The sequence below is a fragment of the Bacillus cereus group sp. BfR-BA-01331 genome, assembly GCF_022663915.1.
In the GTDB taxonomy this organism is placed as follows: Bacteria; Bacillota; Bacilli; order Bacillales; family Bacillaceae_G; genus Bacillus_A; species Bacillus_A mycoides.
The window spans coordinates 250,912-271,745 of sequence record NZ_JAKUGJ010000004.1 but is presented as its reverse complement, the minus strand read 5'-3'; the positions used below and the strand labels follow the sequence as shown (position 1 = coordinate 271,745).

Genomic DNA, 20,834 nt, shown 5'->3' with positions numbered 1-20,834 from the left:
GAATACTAGTATTCGTATTACAAAGAGGGAGTGGAATATATGTTTATCGAAACGAAAACATTTACAGTAAAAGAAGGTACATCAGATATAGTTGTAGAGCGTTTTACAGGAGAAGGCATTATTGAAAAATTTGAAGGATTCATCGACTTAAGTGTTCTCGTTAAAAAAATAAGACGCGGAGATGAAGAAGTAGTAGTTATGATTCGCTGGGAATCGGAAGAAGCATGGAAAAACTGGGAAACGAGTGAAGAGCATTTAGCTGGACATAGAGCGGGCCGCGGTAAGCCAAAACCAGATCATATCATTAAGGTTGAGCACGGGGTTTATTATGTGAAATCATCGAAATCGGCTTATCAACAGTCGTAAAAATACATTTGTTTAATTATATTTTTTCGAATAAATAACCATCTATCTGCTTACTGATAGATGGTTATTTATATTGAATAAAGAGAATGATTCGCATGCGATGTAAGAAGAATTAACGGACAGGTTAAAACTAGAAATGTTATAATATAAACTCGATTAGTGAGTAAGATTAGGAGGGACAATAATGGTTCAATCGATAGTTCATATTGCATTAGTAGTAAAAGACTATGACGAGGCAATAGAGTTTTATACAAAGAAACTAAATTTCACATTAGTTGAAGATATTTATCAGCCAGAAGAAAACAAACGGTGGGTAGTGGTATCTCCTCCAGGTTCAGTCGGCACAACAATATTACTAGCTAGGGCATCTAAACCTGAGCAAGAGCCCTTTATTGGTAACCAATCAGGCGGTAGAGTATTTCTTTTCTTAAATACTGACGATTTTTGGAGAGATTATAATGAAATGATTTCAAGAGGAATAGAATTTGTGAGAGAACCGAAAGAGCAATCATACGGAATTGTTGCAGTATTTAAGGATTTATACGGGAATTTATGGGATCTGTTGCAACTAAAGGATGATCACCCAATTGCACAAAGAATTAATAGTAAGCAATGTGACTAAGCATTTCACAAGTATGTGAAAATAAAATAGAGCTAGGTATGTAAAAATTAGCAGTGTTTATAATGGAAATGTATGAGAAAAAATATAATTCAATATCGTTTAAAAGGTGTTTGCGTATTTTAGAAACTGAGAAATATCGATATATTCTTATAGGAATTCTATTACGTGCTCAATAACTTTGGAGGATAAAAATGATAGAAAATCTTTCATTTATTACATATGAAAACCATAAAGAGTTAGTACATAAAATTCTAAATGAATATATAGCTAGGAATGAAGAGTGTGGATTAATGCTCATCGGATCTATAGCAAGAGGTGACGCATACCCCGAATCCGATTTAGATTTATACGTTCTTTTAGAGAATGGACAAAAGAAAGATTTTCATTCTGAAAAGAGAGAAGGTATTTTAATTGAATATAAGTATGCAGATTTTAATAGAATTCAATTAAACTTTAAAAATAATCCAATGGAATTATACTCTTTTCTAGAAGGAGAAATTTTATTTGATAGTAACGGTGAGTTGAAAAGGTTAAAGGAAATAGCTCAACATAAATATGAAAATTATTCTGTTTCTAGTGATAAAGTAAAAGGCATTTCTCATTGGTTACATAGTTCGCTTATTAAAATTCAGGCTGCTTTGAAAGCAAACGATGAGTTAAAAGCTTCATACATAGTTCACACATCAATGTGGACATTGCTAGAGGGAATATGGGCTATTAATAACAGACCAACACCTCCAGCTGGATCTGCTTTGAAATATATTGAAACATTATCTAAAGTACCGACGAATTTTGCAGGTTTTATAAATAAATTGTTTTTAGGTGATACGACAGAGCGTATCTCTTCAGCAGTTTTCTTGATTGAGTGGATTTTACTTAATTTGGAGAATAAATAATATGGCTATAACACTTGTCAACTTATATAGGTAAATCGATACTCCATGTCGAATTTTTCATATGATTGCATTCATTTCGAAAAACGTTCTAAGCTATAGGAAAAAGCATAAGACTATAAAAAAGTCTTAGACGGTATATCTTTCTTTACATATGTAAGTGTTATCAATATGAGTATATATACCCTCTGCTTAAATGGAGATGAGTAAATGAGGTTAAATCATATGAATCTATGTGTTGATGATTTATCAGAAGCTAGACATTTCTTTGAAACATTTTTTGATTTTCAATTTTTGGAGCAAAAGGGAAAGGCACTTGTAGTAATGAGTGATGAGAGTGGATTTATACTTGTGCTAAGTGATCCAAAAGCATTTAAGGGGAATAAGGAAGTTATGTATCCTGAAGCTTTTCATATTGGTTTTTTAGTGGAAACTTCAAGTGAAGTTGATCAATCATATAATCGTTTAGTAGCTGGTGGCATTGAAATAGACAAGGAACCGTATTCAATGAGAGGTAGTAGTTATGGTTTTTATTTTACAATGTTTAATGGATTGTTAATTGAAGTATCTTGCCTTGACTATAGAGATGGTAAGAAAGTCTCAAAACTGAATGGCACTCATCAAGAATAATTCTTTGAAGGTGTATATATAGCCCCTTATCCAGTTTGGAAAGGGGCTTGTTATCATAATGCTCGTTATTCAAAAAGCTAAATTTAATCATTTGAACTACTCTCATTTAACAGGTTAACTAGCTGTTTTTTTAGTTAAGGTAAATAATAGGGGAAATATGGAGGTATCAATGTGTTGGCTTGAAATAAAGTTTAATCAAAAACACTCCACAAACCCATATTATATGGTAAATAAGAATAATCCATTTTGAAAAGAGATTAATTAAAATGGATTATTCTCTAGCAGTTTTCAGTTATGGTGTTATAAAAAAGTTTAATCATTTTCTCAAAGAAATCAGTTATATAGAAAAATTCTAGGTCACGGTTAAGTTTTTTAAGTCACATTTAAGTTATTTACTTCACAATCAGTGAGCTAGGCCAAAAAACATAATTCTTAAAATACAAATTCGTTCAGGAGCTGAAATCCAATATTTTCTTTCTGTTAAATCATTTATGATGGACCTATGAGATTTCACCAAAGTCTAGTGTACTTCCTGTTTCTACTAAAGTCTTTGTATTATTTAATATCATCCACCAGGCCTTGTTGCTGTTCTCATAATAAGGATCATCTTCTTTCCATTGGTCATGAATTAGTATTAATTTCGTGCATGATCCAATAGGCTTTAGAATATAAGAAATTCTTGACTCAAATGCACGATCATCTTTCATATAAGACTTTCCAGGATAGTGAGTAAATCGAAGTAACTGATTTGGTTCATATTCCAATACGTTTCCGTATACATGCACCGTTTCATTTCCATCTAATCCAGGACCTACATATTCCAAGAGATCGCCCACTTGAAATGTAGATCGAATGATGGACCCATAATAAATTTGTTTTGTGCCCTCAGGAGAAATCAATGCCTTCCAAACTGCCTCTGGTGAGCCTGCAATATAAAATTCATACATCAAATTCTTCATGATTTTTATGCCTCCTAAAAATTTAATTCGCTACATGTACATTATAAAAAAACTTCACTGACAATTACGGTCAGTGAAGTGAAGGGTTTTTATAATGATTGAATAATTCAAAGCTGATAGTTGCTAATCTTTCTTGTAATAAAGTTGGTTCCAGAATGCTAATAGATTTACCATAAGGGAGAAGGAGGTAAGGTACAAAAGTATGAATAGACTCTATATCAACCTTAAAAAGGGCTTGATTGTTTTTTCGTTCTATTAAAGCATGGTTAAATAACCAATGCTGACATAAATCATCAAGCGCATGTGGCATGCCTTGGATACGGACAGAAATGAGTTCTTTAAGTTGGTTTGAATCAGGTAAAATGTCTTTTAGAAAGAAAGAACGCGCTGAAAATTCCAAGGGCCGATCAAATTTTTTATCTGTTCTGGATAATGATTGAATACGATCGATTCGAAAACTTCGAATTTCTTTACGCAGATGGCAATAAGCAACTGTGTACCACTTGCCTTTCCAATAAACAAGACCATAAGGATCAATATGACGTGATTGAGGTTCGATTTCTCCACCCTTACGATAAACAATAAATAACCTATAACTTTCGGCAACAGAAATTTCTAAATCTTGAAGAATAGATTTCAAAGAGGGTTCGACAGTAGGATGGATGACTTCAAACCCTCTTAAATGACGATTGATATGATTCAATTGTTCCTCATTTGTATACATTTTCAATTTAAAAATTGATGTATCTAGTGCTTCACTAAAGGGATACCCTGCATCTATTGCAAATTTTGCAGCATGGACAAGCGCTTTCTGCTCATCCAAATTAAAAAACAAGGGTGCCTTTGTAAACTCATTCAGTAAACTGTACCCACCATTATGCCCTGCATCTGAAATAATTGGTACTCCACTTGCACACAGAGCATCAATATAGCGGTACACCGTACGAATACTGATTTCTAATTCCTCTGCTAATTCCTTAGCAGTCAATTGTTTTCTCGTTTTGAGGAGCCATAAAATAGAAAGCATGTTAACCATTTTAGACATATATAGACATTCCTTTCGCAAAGATTCAAGATAAGCATTCTACATTAGTATAAAACATTCTGCTTCTCTATTAATCATATTCCAATTACACAATCTGGCCCTTTAGTGGAGTAACTTTATTACTACCCAATAGTTCCTTAATCAGCCTTTCAGTTCCGATCTTCTTTTCATTTTTCGCTATAAATACGCGCTTTTAGATAAATAGATGAAAAGGGATAAAATAACGCATCTTTTAGTCAGAAATCCGACTTATGAGACAGCTCCTTTATTTATTAATCTAACCGAATTTCAAACTCAAGCACATCTGGATCTTTCATAAATGGCATACTTTGCTCTTTAAATCGTAAGCTTAATCCAGACAAATTATCAGGAAGAGCAGGGGAAACTACAAATTGGTAGCTCACATGTCCATCTGTTCCAGTCCATCCTTCTGCCCAGCAATCGTATGTATCATTTATCGATAATTCAACAAGGCTATGTGTATGATTCTCATTAAGTGTATTGTTTTTTGGATCCCATTCCTTATATAAATTAATTACACTAGCGTTAGAATATTGACGAATAAAGGTTACAGTATACACAGTTTCTTTATGTTCATAAGTTTTTAAAACGGGTATATGTTTTTTAAACTTAGTCGGTTCGACGCGAGGTTTAAACTCATCTTCGTCCATCATAGATGAGAATAATGAATTTAAATAATCAGGATATAACCCGTTCTGCTTTGCCCAATTAGAAATGGCTTCATCTGGTGGGAAACCCGGATTCCCATTCGAAAGTTCTTTCCGTTCTTTTAATAAAGAGCAAATTTTTTCATCAATAGAAGATAAGCGTTCATCATAATGATCAGTAGGGCGTTCAAAAGGCATTCGTTGCATAATCATTCCTCTTTTCCTTTATTTTGTTTTCATATTTTATTATAACTGAAACAATTTTCGTTTTTTACAATATAATCAATTAATTTAAATATTTCGAAAAATAGGATGTTTATGTGTTAAAATAAATATAGAAAACCATTTATTAACTATCGGCAGGTTAATAGAAAAAGGGTGTAAATAGTTAATAATGTCACAATTAAAATGCAACTAGATAGTTAGGAGGAATCATTATAATGGATACTACACAACAAAACAGTAATGCATGGGATAAGAAGGTTGAAGAAGGTTCTAGATACACTCAACCTGTAAGTAGTGAGGTTATTGAAAAAAGTAAATCAGGTGAATGGGAAATCACAGTCACCACAGAAAAATCAGTTCCTAGAGATTGGTTTCCAAAGTCATTAGAGGGATTAAAGATACTTTGTTTAGCATCAGGTGGAGGGCAACAAGCACCAGTACTGGCTGCTGCTGGAGCAGATGTAACAGTTACTGATATATCTAAGAAGCAATTGGAACAAGATGAAATGGTAGCGGAACGGGATGGATTAACTTTAAAAACAGTACAAGGAGATATGTCAGACCTTAGTGATTTTGAAGATGAATATTTTGATATTGTCGTAAATCCTGTTTCTAATTTGTTTGTAAAAGATGTTTATCTTGTATGGAATGAGATTTCAAGGGTTTTAAAGAATAAAGGTATTCTTATTTCTGGATTTACAAATCCTTTACTATGGATTTTTGATGACAACCAAGAACAAAAAGGTATTTTGGATGTTAAACATTCAATACCTTCATCAACATTGGATTATTTAACAGAGGATGAAGTTCAAGATTATATTAATTTAAATCAAACAATAGAATACGCACATACTCTAGAAGATCAAATCCAAGGTCAAGTTGAAGCTGGTTTTGTTATAACGGGTTTTTACGAGGATGATTTTGGTGGAACAAGGATATTAGATAAGCATATTAAAACTTTTATTACTACAAAAGCTATAAAGTTAAAGGTTGATTAAAATTTTTGGCTCGTTAGTCGAAGAAGGAAACTTGAAAACAATAAAAGTTCAATGTATGTCAAAAAGGATGGCAAGTGCCATCCTTTTCCTTGTGTAGTTTGAGTGTCAAAACAAGTTTTACTCCTCTTAACTGAACCCGTTATAATAAACGGTCCATCTTTTCACCTTAATTTTTCACATCATTATATAGTTCCAGCGCCTCTTTCACATTCAATCTATTTTTCACAATGCCATGAATTGCTTGAATCATCGCAGCTGGATGTTCGGATTGCCATATGTTTCGGCCCATGTCTACTCCAATTGCACCTTCTTGCAGCGCATTGTAAGTAATGTTTAATGCGTCTTCGATTGAATCTAGTTTTGGGCCGCCCGCGATTACGACTGGAGCAGGGCATGTGCTCGTGATTTTTTCGAATCCTTCGCAGTAGTAAGTTTTAATAATGTCAGCTCCCATTTCAGCACATACGCGGGAGGCGAGTGCCAAAAAGCGAGCTTCACGTTTTTGTAGTTCTTTCGCAACGGCGGTAATACCGAGTACTGGCAGGCCGTAATCGTGAGCTTCAGAGACTACGTTTGCGAGATTTGAAACAGTTTGTGTTTCATAGTCTGATCCAACGAAAACAGAAACGCCGACGCCAATTGCGTTTTGTTTTACTGCTTCTTTCACAGGTGTAACAATTGTTTCATTCGCTAAATCTTTACCGACTACAGTTGCCCCACCTGATACACGCATAACCATTGGTGTGCTGCAATTTTCAGGTATACAGGAGCTGAGTACACCTCGTGTTAAAAAGAGGGAGTCTGTATATGGAAGTAAGTTTTTAACTGTTTCTAACGGTTGTTCAAGTCCGTGAATTGGTCCTAAAAAGTAACCGTGATCTATCGCTAGCATAACCGCTCTGCCATCAGGTAAAATTGTGTTTAATCGATTTTTAAATCCCCAAGTCATTCGAAATCACTCCTTCGTTAATGTTGGATTTTCAGTTTGCACTGTATCTTTATTTGGTAAATGTGGTGACTTTATAAAAACAGCTTTAAAAGGCTTATCGGAATGGTTAATAAGATAGTGAGATTCATGAGGGCGAACTTGCAAGACATCTCCTTGTTTTATTGGAATTCTTTCGTTATTTACATAGAAATCTATTTCGCCTTCTAACGCATAGAAGACTTCTTCGCACGTTGTATGATAGTGATTTTGAAACTCTTGTCCAGGCTGAATAACGACTAGGCCAAGATCGATATTTGGACCTTGTATTAAATATTTAGGCCCGTTATCACCGAAGCGATAGGTGAAATCATCTTCATTCACTTTAAGCATAGAAATCACTCCTTTATCCCGCGTTAACGGGCAGTAAAACTCCCATCTCAAAATTTGGCTGGAGCAAAGAAGTTAGGGGGAGGTCAACTGCCCGTAAACGCCCGATTGGTTCAACTAATAATCAGTGGGGGAGGAACAAAACCCCCACTGATTAAAGTTTCACTTTATGTAATGTGTTACAGCGCACCTGGCGCAATCCACATATGTGAGGTGAGCCCTTTATCGGCTAAAGCGAGCTGACTGTCATATACGGTTTTCCATGTTTCATAGAACTCCTTATAGAGTTCATGATTTTCAGTGACTGGCTCGAATGTGTTTTCCCACTGTACAAACTGTTTGGCAGTCTCTTCCATAGATGAATATATTCCAGCGCCAACACCAGCAGCAATTGCAGTTCCTAAAGCAGCTGCTTCTTTCACAACGGGTACTTTTACAGGAATGCCGAGTACGTCTGATAGAATTTGAGGCCATAGTTTTCCTTTAGCACTACCGCCAGCAAAAACAACTTCAGAAGGGAATGTACCTGTGAGATTTTCAATTCGTTTTAAGTTTCCAAGTGTAACGAAGGCGGCATTTTCTTCAATAGCGCGGAACATTTCTTTCTTCCCACATTTGTCAGCATCTAAGCTTAAATTTAAAAAAGAAGGTGCGGCATGACGCCAAGAGATATAGTTCATGACGTTTGAGAAAGTAGGGATAATGCCATGTGAGCCGACAGGTACGTCTTTCGCTTGTTCTTCTAACAATTCATATGCATCTACACCGAGTTTTTCAGCGAGTTTCTTTTCTTCTTGGCAAAAAGCATCTCGAAACCAGCGCATAACGAGGCCTGGGAAAAAGGCGATCGTTTCATATTGCCAAAGTTTAGGAACGACATGGCAATTTACGCGAATCGCAGCATGCGGATCCGTTATTGGTTCAGTAATGTTAACTTCTTGTTGCCAAAAGCTACCCCCGCATATTAATGTTTGATTTTGCTTAACAACTCCAGTTCCGAGTGATGCCATTTGTGCATCTCCGCCGCCAGCAACGACAGGAGTTCCTTCATGTAATCCTGTTAATTCAGCACTTCGTTTTGTGACATTCCCAATAGTTGTACCAGCTTCATTTACTTTTGGAGAAAAGGCTAGAGTAAGACCGCATTGCTCAGCGATGGAGTTATCCCAAGCTCTATTTTGTAAATCGAATATACCGGACGTACATCCATTTGAAGAATCAATTTGCAGTACGCCGCACAATTTATATAAAATCCAATCGTTTAACATCGTAAAGGAATGAATGTTTTTGTACACGTCTGGTTCATGTTTTTTAATCCAAAGTAAGCGAGGTAAAGCACCTAACGAAAAAGTTTGACCGGATGTTCTATATAAATCTTCTTCAATTTCGGAACGTATTTGTTTTAGTTCACTAACTTCCGCTGATGCGCGGCCATCAACATTTGCACAAGCCCATATTTCTTGCCCGTTTTTATCGTATAAAACAAAGCCTTCGCGCATGCTCGTTGCACTAATACCTTTAATAGAAGAGGAGGACGTATTACTTTTTTGAAGAACCTCTTTCGTACATTGTTGAACGAGCTGCCAGTTTTCAGTTACATCAAAATTCATAGAACCAGGGTAACGACTATCTGATTTATGAATCCATTCTTTTTGACTAACAGCAAGTTGATTACCGTTTAAATCAAAAAGAACTGCTCGAATGCTCCCTGTACCAGCGTCGTAAGCTAATAGAGTAGACATTAAGAGTCACCTTCCTTTCTTAGTAAGGAGAGGGCAGTTTCTTCATCGGTAATTAATGTATGAATGAACTTTCCTTTTAAGGCGCCGTAAATTGCAGCTATCTTTTCCGTACCGCCAGCTACACCAACGACATGTTTCATATTTTGAAGAACAGAGAGTGGTGTGCCGATAAGACGGTTATGATGGGGAAGTTCTAATTGTTTTCCGTTAGTATTATAAAATTGCCCTAAAATATCTCCAGCCCCGTGTTGACTACGTATATAAGTCATTTCACGTAGTGTTAATTTTTCTTCTTTTACAATTGTGGCATCTTGAGATAAACCTCCAATGCCGACTACTGCTGTATGAGCAAGTGAAGCGACGTGAAGCATATCTTTCACGCTCGGTTCTGATAGAATACTTTGTGCCATTTGGGTTGTGGATGCTAGAAAAGGGGTAGGGATAATGTGAAGATCTCCTTGCATGTAGTTCAAATAGTTTTGTTTCCTCGGAATATAGTGGTTAACACCGCCTGTAAGAGTAACGATTGAAAGATTCATAGAACTTTCAAAGTGGATGTTTTCTAACATGTTACTGATCGTCTCTCCCCAGCCAATGCCGAGTAAATTGCCTTGTTGCAGGTGAGTTTCTAAATATTGTGCGGCAGCTTTTCCGAGTGAAGATGCATAATCTTCTGTTGGCGTTGGGATAACGAAAGCATCTTTTAGATGGAACTTTTTCATAAGGCCACGTTCAATACTTAAACAGTGCAAACCAGTACCTTTTACGTGAAAGGTGACGACACCTTCCGTCCGTGCTTTATCTAACAACCGAACGACTTTATTGCGTGAAATGTGAAGAAGTGAAGCAATTTCTTGCTGGGTTAATTGATCTTTATAATAGTACCAAGCTACTTTTGTTAACAAATTGTCTTCAAAGTTCAGCTGTGACATGCTCTTCATCCCTTTCAACAATTGACCACTGCTTAAACATATGTGTTCGTTATTTTGTTTATTCCAGTTGAAGCGATAAATAGTCCAGTGAAAAAAGTGTTCTAGATATGAAAAAAGAAATATACAATGCTACAAAACAAGTAGAACAAAAAATCATTTTCTCAAAAAATGTTCTGCATAAAGGCAGGTGACATCATGTGGAGAACGTGCCCTTATTACAAGTTACAAAGATGAGTAAATCATTTGCAAATCAACTCGTATTAAAAGAAGTCAATCTACAATTAGAGCGTGGAGACGTATATGCTTTAGTCGGTGGAAATGGTGCCGGGAAATCAACATTAATGAAAATATTAACGGGTTTGCATTCATTCGATTCAGGTGAGATGTTTGTGAAAGGGGAAGTAAAACAGTTTTCAAACACAGCAGAGGCGCATCAACATGGTATTTACTTAATACCACAAGAGCCGCTCATCTTTCCTCATATGACAATTGAAGAGAACATTTGTATCGGAATGAAAGCGAACAAGAAAGAACTGCGAAATAAAATTAATAAGTTGCTAGAGGAATTAGGGTGGAACATTCAACTTCATGAGCTAGGGTTATCGTTATCCATTGCCCAGCAACAATTAGTAGAAATATTGAGAGGATTAATAAGGGAAGCTGAGATTCTTATTTTAGATGAGCCAACATCGACATTAACAACTCACGAAATTAAGAGTCTTTTTGTATTGATAAAAAGTTTAAGAGAAAAAGGAATTGGAATGATATATATTACGCATCGTTTTCCAGAAATCTTTGAAATTGCAAATAAAGTAGCGATTTTGCGTGATGGTATGATTGTTAGTCAAGGAAATGTATCGAGTTATACATATGACTTGCTAATGGAGGGGTTATTGCCGAAAGGTTATAGACTTGAGGAGAAGAAAGAAATTGCACATAAAGAAATAGAGCCTTCGGAAATAATATTAGATGTCACGAATGCGTCAAGCTATGCGTTTCAAAATGTATCATTTACTGTACACGCTGGAGAAGTTGTTGGGATTGCTGGGATCGTTGGATCAGGTAGGACTGAACTAGCTGAATCGTTATGTGGATTAAAGCCTTTGAAATCAGGTTCTGTTTTATTAGATGGGAAATCCATTACAAAGTATTCGGTACATAAGCGAATAAAGGAAGGTATGGTGTATGTACCGGAGGACCGGGTAGGGAATGGTATTTTTTCAATTGCGTCTGTTAAGGAAAATATAACATCTGCATCTTTAAACAGTATGAGTAGCTTCTTTTTAAATAACAAAAAAGAAAGCGCTTTATCCGAATTGTATATAAAACAGTTTAGAATTGTTGTCCCTCATATGAATGAGAAAATGACGTCTTTATCAGGTGGGAACCAACAGAAGGTCGTGCTAGCGAAATATCTTGCATGTAATCCGAAAGTGATTATTCTTGATGAACCGACCCGTGGTATTGATGCGAAAGCAAGATTAGAAGTATATGAAACGATACAAAGTTTGAAGAGAAAGGGACTTGCGCTCATATTAATTTCTTCAGATATGGAAGAAATCGCTCAATTAGCGAATCGTGTTTATGTGATGAGAAACGGAGCATTCGTCTCTCATTTGGAGAAGAAGGAAATTTGTATTGATGAAGTTACACGCCTTGCGTACGGAGGAAATGGAGGTGTAACCGAGTGAACCGTTTATTTAAAATGCATGAGACGTCTATTATTATTTTATTACTTCTTTACATAGCCTTCGTTGGAGTGATGAATCCTAGTTTTGTTCAGTTTAGCTCTTTATCTTTAATTATGAAATCAAGCGTTATTTTAGTTATTTTGGCAATTGGTCAATCTTTCGTATTGTTTACGAAAAATATAGATGTATCAGTAGGATCTATTATGGGATTAAGCGCTGCGGTTTGCGGGATGTTGTTAACAGATGGATACAGTGCCTTTATTTCAATATTTGCGGCAATTATACTTGGTGCTCTTATTGGTATGGTAAACGGAATTGGCGTTACGAAATTTCGAGTGCCAGCTATCATTATGACATTAGGAATGCTCGGTATTATTAGAGGTGCAATGTTACTATTCACGGGCGGAAAGTGGATTGAAGATATTCCGAATGAGTATAAACAAATTTCTTCTATTATGATGTTAGGCATTCCGGTAACGGTATGGACCGTTCTTATCATATTACTACTACTATATTTCTTTTTAATGAAAGTACAAATTGGAAGATATTTTTATGCGGTCGGTGATAATGAAGATGGTGCAAGGCTTATTGGAATACATGTAGATAAAGTGAAAATATACGCGTTTATCATATCAGGCATAAGCGCTGGGCTCGCTGGATGTATATTCGTAATGAATATTGGATTCGTTCCAAATCAAACAGGTACAGGGATAGAATTGCAAGTTATCGCCGCTGCTGTTTTAGGTGGTATACATTTAAAAGGAGGAACAGGTTCTATATTTGGAGCGGCATTAGGTGCATTTTTTTTAGAAGTGATAAGCAGTTCACTCGTCTTTTTAAAAATACCTGCATTTTGGAATAGTGCTATTTCAGGATTTTTACTTTTACTCATCATCATATTAGATAGTGTCTTAAAAAAATGGAAGAAACTCCGGCAACTAGAAGAAAGAAGGGTGAATCTATGAGGGGAATACGTAGCTTGTATAGATGGGAAGGGGTTCTTCTCATATTGCTTCTCGTAGAACTCATTCTCTTTAGTTTCATAAATAGTGATTTCTTAAACATTAGTAACCTCCTTTTTAGTATGAACGATTTCCTCATTATTTCAATCGCGGCTATTCCGATGACATTTGTCATTGTAACTGGTGGAATTGATGTATCAGTAGGATCTATTATGGGGCTTACTTCGATTCTTATCGGAGCACTTTGGATGAATGGCATGCCTATACTGTTGGCCGTTATCATTGCGCTCGTAATAAGTTGCATAGCGGGCGGATTAAATGGACTTATTATAAAAATGACAGATGTAGAACCTCTTGTCGTTACACTTGGAACGATGTTTTTATATGCAGGAATCGCCCTTGTTATTTCAGGTGGTTCGGGTGCAGCGGGCTATGAAGGAATAAGTGGTTTACCAGATTCGTATGTGCAAATGGCAAATGGTAGTTTTATCGGTATACCTAATCTATTATGGCTCCTTGTCATTTTAACGATAGTATTTACAATATTGTTTCACCGTACAACATATGGTCGCTACACAAAATTAACTGGCGCAAATGAAAGTACGGCGAGATATTCCGGCATTCGAACGAAGAAAGTAGTGATTATTGCTTACGTACTTTCTGGGTTAGGAGGTGGATTAGGAGGAGCTTTCTTAACAGCGTATTTCGGTTCAGCTCGTGCAGATATTGGAAGTGAAACGATTTTGCCAGTAATTACGGCAGTTGTATTAGGCGGCACACTTATTACAGGCGGAAAAGGGAGTATTATTGGGACAGTACTAGCGAGTATTTTTATAGGACTTATGCAGTACGGTTTGCAAATGACGGGCTTAACGAATGAACAATCTAATGTAGTAATAGGTATTATCCTTATTGTTTCTGTTATTATGAGACATTTTAAATTACAACGATTCACTACGGGGAAAAGAAGGAATTTGCATAAGGGGGAAATGTCATGAAGAGAAAACTGGGGATTGTTATTATTATGTGTATTTGTTTAATCGGTTTAATTGCTTGTTCTAGCCAAACAGCGGATAAGAAAAAAGCAGATGATGTGAAATTTGCATTCATTCCGAAATTAACGGGAGTTGGCTTCTTTACATCAGGCGGTGAAGGTGCAAAAGAGATGGGAGATAAGTTAGGTGTACAAGTGAAATATGATGGACCTTCTGAAGCGAGCGTATCAGGGCAAGTAAAATATATAAACAATTTTATTAATCAAAACTACGATGCAATTATGGTTTCATCTACGTCAGTTGATGGTCTCTCGCAATCATTACAACGTGCAAAGAAAAAGGGGATGACCGTATTAACGTGGGATTCTGATGTGAATCCGAAAGACCGTTCGTTTTATATTAGCCAAGGTACACCAGACCAACTTGCAAACTTATTAATTGAAATGACTTCCAAGCAAATTGGAGATAAAGGGAAAGTAGCATTCTTTTATTCTAGCCCAACAGTAACAGATCAAAACCAATGGGTAACGAAAGCGAAAGAAATTATTAAAAAGAAATATCCGAACTGGGAAATTGTAACGACGCAGTACGGTGAAAATAATGCACAAAAGTCTTTGTCAGTAGGGGAGAATATATTAAAAACGTATCCAGATATTAACGCAGTTATTTGTCCAGATGCAACAGCACTCCCAGCAATGGCGCAAGCGGCTGAGAACTTAAAAATGGATAAAAAAGTAGTCGTAACTGGGTTTTCAACGCCGAACGTTATGCGTGATTATGTAAAACGAGGAACAGTACAACAATTTGGATTATGGGATGTAAAACAACAAGGTGCCCTCGCAACGTATGTTGCAAATGAAATTGTTGTAAAAGGGAAGAAGTTAAAAGTCGGGGATAGCTTTGAAGTAAAAGGAATCGGAAAAGTGAAAGTAGAGTCGAACTCTATTCAAGGGTATGACTATGAGGCAGAAGGAAATGGTATTATCGTATTACCTGAACGAGTTGTATTTACGAAAGATAATATCGATAAGTATAATTTCTAGTAGAAAATAAAAACGTCCGAATATATCGGACGTTTTTATTATGTCGTTTTTTTAATCTATTCATTAATTGTGAACAGCTTCTTTTTCATTTAACCCAAGTGTGCGTCCTGTTGAAGCGTGAAGCTCTTGGAACAGTCTTGGATTTTCCGTTAGTGATACGCCGTAAGAAGGGACCATTTCTTTTATCTTTGGCTCCCATTCTAGTATACGTTCTGGGAAGCATTTTTCTAATACTTCAAGCATAACGTGAACAGCAGTAGAAGCACCTGGAGAAGCGCCAAGTAACGCAGCGATTGATCCGTCATTTGCACTAACAACTTCTGTACCAAATTGAAGTGTTCCTTTACCACCTGCATCAGTATCTTTAATTACTTGCACACGTTGTCCAGCAACGACAGTATCCCAATCTTCACTTTTAGCGTTCGGAATAAACTCACGTAATTCTTCCATACGCTTTTCGTGTGATAACATAACTTGTTGGATTAAGTATTTTGTTAATCCCATTTCTTTTACACCGGCTGCTAACATCGTTAAGACGTTATTCGGTTTTACAGAACCAATTAAATCAAGGTTTGAGCCAGTTTTTAAGAATTTAGGTGAGAAGCCTGCAAATGGTCCAAACAGTAAAGCTTTTTTGTTGTCTATATATCTCGTATCAAGGTGAGGGACAGACATTGGCGGAGCACCAACTTTAGCTTTTCCGTATACTTTTGCATGATGCTGCTCTACAACTTTTGGGTTTTTACATACCATAAATAGTCCACTTACTGGGAATCCTCCAATATGTTTTGACTCAGGAATACCAGTCTTTTGAAGTAGAGGTAGACTACCGCCACCGCCGCCGATAAAGACGAATTTCGCAGTATGATGTTCGATTTTGCCACTATTCATATCGTGAACTTTTACTTCCCACAAACCATTCTTCGTGCGTTTAATATTTTCAACACTATGTTTGTAGTTTAGCTCAACATTTTTAGTTTTTAAGTAATCAAATAACATGCGCGTTAACGCACCGAAGTTAACATCTGTTCCAGAGTCAATTTTCGTTGCAGCCATTGGTTCATTAGAGTTACGGCCTTCCATAATGAGTGGAAGCCATTTTTTTAATGTGTCAGGAGCATCAGAAAATTCCATTCCTTGGAATAGAGCGTTTTTTGAAAGCGCTTCAAAACGATTTTTTAGAAACTCTACATTTTTTTCCCCTTGCACCAAACTCATATGAGGTAGTGGCATAATAAAATCTTGTGGATTACGAATTAAGTTTTTCTTAACAAGATACGCCCAAAATTGTCTTGAGAGTTGAAATTGCTCATTTACTTTTACAGCTTTACCAATATCTATAGACCCGTCAGATTTTTCGGATGTATAGTTAAGCTCACATAGCGCAGAATGTCCTGTACCAGCATTATTCCATTCGTTAGAACTTTCTTCTCCGGCATTTGTGAGTTTTTCAAATACTTTAATTTCCCATTCAGGTGCCAATTCTTTAAGTAATGATCCTAACGTTGCGCTCATAATTCCAGCGCCAATTAAGATAACGTCTGTTTTTTGCTGCATGTTGCTCATGATAATCTCTCCATCCCCTATATTGGCAAAAAAGAGTAGGTGTTTTTATATCTAAGCCGTAAAAAGAAAACACCGCCTAGGCCCCACCTAGGTATTTACCTTTTTTGTCTCAATTATATAACCATCTCATACTCTATTATAATAATTAATAGACTAAAATATCTAGTGTTATCTGATAATTTTAAACTATTTAACGCTTTATTTTGTAGAATTCTTCTGCCATAAGGGTAAAAAGCATTGTAGTAAAGCGGAATTTGGAGAAGAATTCCAGTTTGATGTTATCTCAAAAAAACTTACTAATACTTTTATTTTTAAGTTTTAATCTTTGGAAATTTGTAAAAATATGTTTTTATTACATCTTATTTGAAAAAAATAACAAATGAATGATAAGATTATTCTGAAAATAATTAAGGAGGAATACCAATGCTTACAAAAGAACAAGTCGCAAACTTATTTCGAAACTTTTCTGTGAATGAATGTAAAGGATCTAGTGACTTATACGAATATTTATCAATAAAAATTTCTGAAGATGAGGAAGTTCTTACGTTAGCTTCCTACGCACAACCTGGTCAACCAGTCCCAAACTTATTATTAGGTGCAGTCCATTATTTATTGTTAAAAGGAAAAGAGCACAGTTTAAAAAACTATTATCAAAGTTTAGTTGAAAATGCTGATATAAATTTTGAAAATGCCTTTTACCAATTTAAAGATTTTTGCCATGTATATCGAGAAGAAATTATCTCTTTATTACAAACGAAACTTGTTCAAACGAATGAAGTAAGACGATGTGCCTATTTATATCCAAGTTTCTGTTACATATTTAATAAAGTGAACAAACCGTTAGCGTTAATAGAAATTGGTACAAGTTCAGGATTACAACTATTTTGTGATCAATATAGTTATTCATATGGAATGGAAGAAGTGTATGGAAATACACAATCGAATGTTCAGTTAACCTCTGAAATAAGAGGGGAGAATATGCCGAATCTGCTAAAACAAAGTCCACCTGTCGTAGAAAGAATCGGACTAGATTTACACGTGAACGATTTAAATGATGACGAAGACTATTTATGGTTACGAGCGCTTATTTGGCCAGAACATAAAGAAAGACTGGTACTATTCGATCAAGCAGCAGAACTTGTAAAAGAACAATCAGTGCAATTAATTGAAGGAGATGGTGTAGTGCTTCTACCATCCATTGTAGATCAAATAAGGGAAGATGCTGTAATCTGCATTTTCCATACACACGTCGCAAATCAAATACCTGAAAATGTAAAACATACGCTAGAAAAACAAATTAAAGAAATTGGTGCAAAACGTGATGTATTCCACCTATATAACAACATGTGGGACCGGGACCTTCATATTGATTATTATATTAACGGAAACGAATATTGTGAAACGGTTGGGGAAACGGAAGGGCATGGAGGGTGGTTTAGTTGGAAGCTGGGGGATAAGCCGCTTTGTTAATGTAATCCTATAGGATGGGGACCTTTTGTTTTAAAATTAATTTTTTTGATTAATATGATAATAATTTATGATAAGTTGTATATAAGGATAAAATAAAAAGGATGATAAGCATGCAAAAGAGACCAGAAGCAAATGAATATAACCCGTATTATTCAACGTACATAAACTTAATACCAGATGGAGATATCATACATATTTTAGAGCAACAAATGAAGGAAACGAATCTTTTATTGAAGGATATTTCTGATAGTGAGGGACATTTTAGATATGCTCCTAATAAATGGAGTATAAAAGAAGTAATCGGTCATATTGCGGATACTGAACGTATTATGGCGTATCGATTGCTTTCCATAGCAAGAGGCGAGACAGCAGAACTTCCTGGATATAACGATGATATGTATGTTCTTAGAGCAGCTTTTGATAAGCAATCTATGCAAGATCTTCTTGAGAATTTAACAGTTGTTCGCCAATCTACTATGCATTTGCTTAAAAGTTTAGATAAAGAAGCTTGGTTACAAAGGGGAATTGCGAACAATTCTGAAATCACGGTTCTTGCATTAGCAAACATAATTGCTGGTCATGAGCTTCATCATCGTCAACTTATAAAAGAACGTTATTTGGGTTCTAAGACATATCCAACATGTTAAAATATGAAAATAAAAAGAGAATGATTCATAGGGGATTTTTGAATTATTCTCTTTTTATTTTTCTGCGTATCAGTGGAATTATAAATATTTTTTTACAAGGTCTATTCCTTCTCGTTGATGCTAATAGGGGGCACTATACATGCCCATCAAGCTAAGAGTGGCTATTGGGGTTTGTGTAGCAATGAAACCAAATCACGCAATAAGCATTAACGAACATTAGAAATAGTAAAAATGCCACTTTTTCCTGTTAAAACGGGGTGATTTTAAATTTCAAATTCTTCTTTTACAACAGTCGCTAGTCCATCAATTGATTTACGTAAATTTGTTTCCCCTTGTGCAAGATATACTTTTTTTATTGTGATTTCTGACGGCTTATTTATTAGTAAATTCATCAGGAGTCCAAGTAGCGATTTCATTTCCAGGTGCAGCAACTACAAGCCAATCCTCAAATTGGACCCCAGCTTGCCAGCATTCATAATAGTCATGAAAACCATTTACAAACATGATTTGCCCATTTTCAAATGTAATAATTAAATGCGGAGTTGCCTTACCTAATTGTATGTCTGTAACTTTTTTTCTTCTCATTTCAAATATTCTCTTATATTCTTCTTCCTCAGTATAATCGTCAAATTCATCCTCATTAGATGGATATTTTTCAGGTGGAGTATTAAATAAACACCATTTCGATTCAATGTTGACATGTAATTGTCCATCATAATCCACTGCAGCTTCAAAATCTGTAAAAAGAATCTTTATAGTTGCTGGAGAAATACCAAACTGTAATCCATCAACTTGTGCTCCTATGAAGAGATGTTTTAATACCTTTTCTGCATAAATTTTGTCTTCTTTGTTCATTATACGAATCCTCCTTTCTATAAAATATATATTATATTTTTATTGTAATAAATAAATTTTTGTGTAACTGGTTTTCCAATAAAGCGTCCTAGCTATATTCCGAAATACCATGTTCTTATTTCAGAAGAGGCAAAAGCAGATGCCACAGTAGGAAAACCAAGACCTCTTATTACAATGAGGTATGAAGATAGTAATGTGAAAAAAGGACAAACTACATCAGATGTGGATTTAGGGTTTAGACTATACCAATCTGGAATATTTGATGATAATAAAGATTATATGGATAAACCGTTTGACCAAGCAACTGAAAAAGGTCCACATTATTATAAAGATATAAAGACTTATCAATTAAAAGGATACGATATTACGTATGGGGAATATAAAGAATCCAATGTACGAGCTATGAAAATAGTGGTTCCTGCAAAAGAAGGGGAAAATGCATATCAAGTCTATATAAATGGTACTACATTATCAAAAAAAGAACTTGAGAAAGTTCTACTTTCGGTTGTTGAATAGATAATAAAATTCCATAAAAAATGAAAGTAAGTAGTTACTTTCATTTTTCTTTTATGATAATATGTTAGTAATCACTTACTTACATATTGAATGGAGGAAGAAAGATGGGGAAATTAACAGCGCGAGAAAAAATTATGGAAGCTGCTACTTTATTATTCGGTGAGAAGGGGTATACAGCGACAACAATTCGTGAAGTGGCAGAAAAAGCTGGGGTAAGCGAATTAACGATATTCCGTAATTTTAAAAATAAGGAGAACCTATTTAGAGAAAGTATTATTTTACGCACGACACCAGTGGCTTTGTTAGAGGAAATAGAAGAGCAATTTACTGGCGATTTACAAAAGGACCTTACGAAAGTGGCAGAAACATATATTCAAATCAATTTGCCGAAGCTAAATTATATTTGGGCTGCGTTAATAGAATCAAGACAAAATAGTGAAATGAAAACGTTACTGCATGAGTTGAATTCACATTTAGTAGATCATTTAGAAACCTATTTAAAACAACTTGGAGAGAAGGGGCATATTGCTTCATGTAACTATCGTTTAATAGCGAATATGTTTTATGGACAACTGTTTTTATACATTATGAATGTTAGTATAGCGGAAGAAGAAATTCAGTTAGAAGAGTATATAGGGACATGTGTAAATTTATTTATGAATGGGATTTTAAATAAAGAAAACGAATAGGGGTA

22 protein-coding genes and 1 pseudogene are annotated in these 20,834 nt (G+C 35.4%); 13 read left to right on the top strand and 10 right to left on the bottom strand.

Annotated features, from left to right (window positions below; all coding sequences use genetic code 11):
* Positions 1-39: 39 nt before the first annotated feature.
* From MR155_RS10230 to MR155_RS10215, 4 genes are all read left to right on the top strand, one after another.
* On the top strand, positions 40-366 hold the full coding sequence (locus MR155_RS10230; protein ID WP_219302830.1) for an antibiotic biosynthesis monooxygenase family protein: 327 nt from the start codon (positions 40-42) through the stop codon (positions 364-366).
* Between the two features lie 184 nt (positions 367-550).
* The gene (locus tag MR155_RS10225; protein ID WP_016091644.1) at positions 551-988 is read left to right on the top strand and encodes a VOC family protein; all 438 of its coding nucleotides are present in this window, start codon (positions 551-553) and stop codon (positions 986-988) included.
* A 191-nt stretch (positions 989-1,179) separates the two neighbouring features.
* Positions 1,180-1,884, top strand: a complete 705-nt coding sequence (locus MR155_RS10220; protein WP_219302828.1) for a nucleotidyltransferase domain-containing protein — start codon at positions 1,180-1,182, stop codon at positions 1,882-1,884.
* A gap of 207 nt (positions 1,885-2,091) precedes the next feature.
* Entirely contained in the window at positions 2,092-2,511 is a 420-nt protein-coding gene (locus tag MR155_RS10215; protein ID WP_088039628.1) for a VOC family protein, read from the top strand.
* Between the two features lie 500 nt (positions 2,512-3,011).
* Here the strand turns inward: MR155_RS10215 and MR155_RS10210 are convergent, their stop codons facing one another.
* The 3 genes from MR155_RS10210 to MR155_RS10200 form a co-directional block, all read right to left on the bottom strand.
* Entirely contained in the window at positions 3,012-3,470 is a 459-nt protein-coding gene (locus tag MR155_RS10210) for an SRPBCC domain-containing protein (protein WP_002147085.1), read from the bottom strand.
* Between the two features lie 70 nt (positions 3,471-3,540).
* Positions 3,541-4,515 (bottom strand): helix-turn-helix transcriptional regulator, encoded by a 975-nt coding sequence (locus MR155_RS10205; RefSeq protein WP_088039627.1) that lies wholly within the window; start codon positions 4,513-4,515, stop codon positions 3,541-3,543.
* 272 nt (positions 4,516-4,787) lie between these two features.
* Positions 4,788-5,390, bottom strand: coding sequence for a chorismate mutase (locus tag MR155_RS10200; RefSeq protein WP_207626253.1), 603 nt, complete (start codon positions 5,388-5,390; stop codon positions 4,788-4,790).
* 233 nt (positions 5,391-5,623) lie between these two features.
* Between MR155_RS10200 and MR155_RS10195 the strand changes: the two genes are divergently transcribed.
* Positions 5,624-6,406, top strand: a complete 783-nt coding sequence (locus tag MR155_RS10195) for a class I SAM-dependent methyltransferase (RefSeq protein WP_242309549.1) — start codon at positions 5,624-5,626, stop codon at positions 6,404-6,406.
* A 166-nt stretch (positions 6,407-6,572) separates the two neighbouring features.
* Here MR155_RS10195 and lsrF read toward each other — a convergent pair whose 3' ends face one another.
* The 4 genes from lsrF to MR155_RS10175 form a co-directional block, all read right to left on the bottom strand.
* Entirely contained in the window at positions 6,573-7,355 is a 783-nt protein-coding gene (lsrF, locus tag MR155_RS10190) for a 3-hydroxy-5-phosphonooxypentane-2,4-dione thiolase (protein WP_242245819.1), read from the bottom strand.
* Positions 7,356-7,361: 6 nt separating this feature from the next.
* A complete protein-coding gene (locus MR155_RS10185; RefSeq protein WP_002147097.1) occupies positions 7,362-7,724 on the bottom strand; it encodes a cupin domain-containing protein in 363 nt (120 codons plus the stop codon).
* A gap of 176 nt (positions 7,725-7,900) precedes the next feature.
* Complete coding sequence (lsrK, locus tag MR155_RS10180; RefSeq protein ID WP_242309547.1) at positions 7,901-9,463, bottom strand: autoinducer-2 kinase; 1,563 nt, start codon at positions 9,461-9,463, stop codon at positions 7,901-7,903.
* Positions 9,463-10,395 carry a sugar-binding transcriptional regulator gene (locus MR155_RS10175; protein WP_242309545.1) on the bottom strand — a complete coding sequence of 311 codons (933 nt, stop codon included), beginning with the start codon at positions 10,393-10,395 and terminating at the stop codon, positions 9,463-9,465. The genes lsrK and MR155_RS10175 overlap by 1 nt, the downstream gene beginning before the upstream one ends.
* A gap of 197 nt (positions 10,396-10,592) precedes the next feature.
* Here MR155_RS10175 and MR155_RS10170 point away from each other — a divergent pair, with 197 nt between their 5' ends.
* From MR155_RS10170 to lsrB, 4 genes are read left to right on the top strand one after another with little or no spacing between them, the layout of a single operon-like run.
* Complete coding sequence (locus tag MR155_RS10170) at positions 10,593-12,086, top strand: sugar ABC transporter ATP-binding protein (protein WP_242309543.1); 1,494 nt, start codon at positions 10,593-10,595, stop codon at positions 12,084-12,086.
* Positions 12,083-13,051: an ABC transporter permease subunit gene (locus tag MR155_RS10165; protein WP_113735809.1), complete on the top strand. Its 969-nt coding sequence runs from the start codon at positions 12,083-12,085 to the stop codon at positions 13,049-13,051. Before MR155_RS10170 ends, MR155_RS10165 begins: the two co-directional genes overlap by 4 nt.
* Complete coding sequence (locus MR155_RS10160) at positions 13,048-14,046, top strand: ABC transporter permease (protein ID WP_219302814.1); 999 nt, start codon at positions 13,048-13,050, stop codon at positions 14,044-14,046. The genes MR155_RS10165 and MR155_RS10160 overlap by 4 nt, the downstream gene beginning before the upstream one ends.
* A complete protein-coding gene (gene lsrB, locus MR155_RS10155; RefSeq protein ID WP_242309541.1) occupies positions 14,043-15,086 on the top strand; it encodes an autoinducer 2 ABC transporter substrate-binding protein LsrB in 1,044 nt (347 codons plus the stop codon). The genes MR155_RS10160 and lsrB overlap by 4 nt, the downstream gene beginning before the upstream one ends.
* Positions 15,087-15,149: 63 nt before the next feature.
* Here the strand turns inward: lsrB and MR155_RS10150 are convergent, their stop codons facing one another.
* A complete protein-coding gene (locus MR155_RS10150) occupies positions 15,150-16,652 on the bottom strand; it encodes a malate:quinone oxidoreductase (RefSeq protein WP_113937557.1) in 1,503 nt (500 codons plus the stop codon).
* Between the two features lie 423 nt (positions 16,653-17,075).
* On the opposite strand from MR155_RS10150, the gene MR155_RS10145 reads away from it, so the two are divergent.
* Both MR155_RS10145 and MR155_RS10140 read left to right on the top strand, forming a co-directional pair.
* Complete coding sequence (locus tag MR155_RS10145) at positions 17,076-18,122, top strand: DUF2332 domain-containing protein (RefSeq protein WP_242309539.1); 1,047 nt, start codon at positions 17,076-17,078, stop codon at positions 18,120-18,122.
* 110 nt (positions 18,123-18,232) lie between these two features.
* Positions 18,233-18,769: a DinB family protein gene (locus tag MR155_RS10140; RefSeq protein WP_219302810.1), complete on the top strand. Its 537-nt coding sequence runs from the start codon at positions 18,233-18,235 to the stop codon at positions 18,767-18,769.
* A 263-nt stretch (positions 18,770-19,032) separates the two neighbouring features.
* Here the strand turns inward: MR155_RS10140 and MR155_RS31765 are convergent, their stop codons facing one another.
* Positions 19,033-19,161, bottom strand: a complete 129-nt coding sequence (locus MR155_RS31765; RefSeq protein ID WP_088039615.1) for a Xaa-Pro dipeptidase — start codon at positions 19,159-19,161, stop codon at positions 19,033-19,035.
* On the bottom strand, positions 19,142-19,624 hold the full coding sequence (locus MR155_RS10135) for a hypothetical protein (protein ID WP_242309537.1): 483 nt from the start codon (positions 19,622-19,624) through the stop codon (positions 19,142-19,144). The genes MR155_RS31765 and MR155_RS10135 overlap by 20 nt, the downstream gene beginning before the upstream one ends.
* A 63-nt stretch (positions 19,625-19,687) precedes the next feature.
* Here MR155_RS10135 and MR155_RS10130 point away from each other — a divergent pair.
* Together MR155_RS10130 and MR155_RS10125 are read left to right on the top strand one after the other, a co-directional pair.
* Positions 19,688-20,140 (top strand): annotated as a pseudogene (locus tag MR155_RS10130) (hypothetical protein); the annotation flags it as partial.
* Between the two features lie 104 nt (positions 20,141-20,244).
* Positions 20,245-20,829 carry a TetR/AcrR family transcriptional regulator gene (locus tag MR155_RS10125; protein WP_242245810.1) on the top strand — a complete coding sequence of 195 codons (585 nt, stop codon included), beginning with the start codon at positions 20,245-20,247 and terminating at the stop codon, positions 20,827-20,829.
* Positions 20,830-20,834 lie beyond the last annotated feature (5 nt).

Coding starts and splice junctions, on each gene's coding strand:
- MR155_RS10230 (WP_219302830.1), top strand. CDS start 40: ATGTTTATCGAAACGAAAACATTTACAGTAAAAGAAGGTACATCAGAT.
- MR155_RS10225 (WP_016091644.1), top strand. CDS start 551: ATGGTTCAATCGATAGTTCATATTGCATTAGTAGTAAAAGACTATGAC.
- MR155_RS10220 (WP_219302828.1), top strand. CDS start 1,180: ATGATAGAAAATCTTTCATTTATTACATATGAAAACCATAAAGAGTTA.
- MR155_RS10215 (WP_088039628.1), top strand. CDS start 2,092: ATGAGGTTAAATCATATGAATCTATGTGTTGATGATTTATCAGAAGCT.
- MR155_RS10210 (WP_002147085.1), bottom strand. CDS start 3,470: ATGAAGAATTTGATGTATGAATTTTATATTGCAGGCTCACCAGAGGCA.
- MR155_RS10205 (WP_088039627.1), bottom strand. CDS start 4,515: ATGTCTAAAATGGTTAACATGCTTTCTATTTTATGGCTCCTCAAAACG.
- MR155_RS10200 (WP_207626253.1), bottom strand. CDS start 5,390: ATGCAACGAATGCCTTTTGAACGCCCTACTGATCATTATGATGAACGC.
- MR155_RS10195 (WP_242309549.1), top strand. CDS start 5,624: ATGGATACTACACAACAAAACAGTAATGCATGGGATAAGAAGGTTGAA.
- lsrF (WP_242245819.1), bottom strand. CDS start 7,355: ATGACTTGGGGATTTAAAAATCGATTAAACACAATTTTACCTGATGGC.
- MR155_RS10185 (WP_002147097.1), bottom strand. CDS start 7,724: ATGCTTAAAGTGAATGAAGATGATTTCACCTATCGCTTCGGTGATAAC.
- lsrK (WP_242309547.1), bottom strand. CDS start 9,463: ATGTCTACTCTATTAGCTTACGACGCTGGTACAGGGAGCATTCGAGCA.
- MR155_RS10175 (WP_242309545.1), bottom strand. CDS start 10,395: ATGTCACAGCTGAACTTTGAAGACAATTTGTTAACAAAAGTAGCTTGG.
- MR155_RS10160 (WP_219302814.1), top strand. CDS start 13,048: ATGAGGGGAATACGTAGCTTGTATAGATGGGAAGGGGTTCTTCTCATA.
- lsrB (WP_242309541.1), top strand. CDS start 14,043: ATGAAGAGAAAACTGGGGATTGTTATTATTATGTGTATTTGTTTAATC.
- MR155_RS10150 (WP_113937557.1), bottom strand. CDS start 16,652: ATGAGCAACATGCAGCAAAAAACAGACGTTATCTTAATTGGCGCTGGA.
- MR155_RS10145 (WP_242309539.1), top strand. CDS start 17,076: ATGCTTACAAAAGAACAAGTCGCAAACTTATTTCGAAACTTTTCTGTG.
- MR155_RS10140 (WP_219302810.1), top strand. CDS start 18,233: ATGCAAAAGAGACCAGAAGCAAATGAATATAACCCGTATTATTCAACG.
- MR155_RS31765 (WP_088039615.1), bottom strand. CDS start 19,161: ATGAATTTACTAATAAATAAGCCGTCAGAAATCACAATAAAAAAAGTA.
- MR155_RS10135 (WP_242309537.1), bottom strand. CDS start 19,624: ATGAACAAAGAAGACAAAATTTATGCAGAAAAGGTATTAAAACATCTC.
- MR155_RS10125 (WP_242245810.1), top strand. CDS start 20,245: ATGGGGAAATTAACAGCGCGAGAAAAAATTATGGAAGCTGCTACTTTA.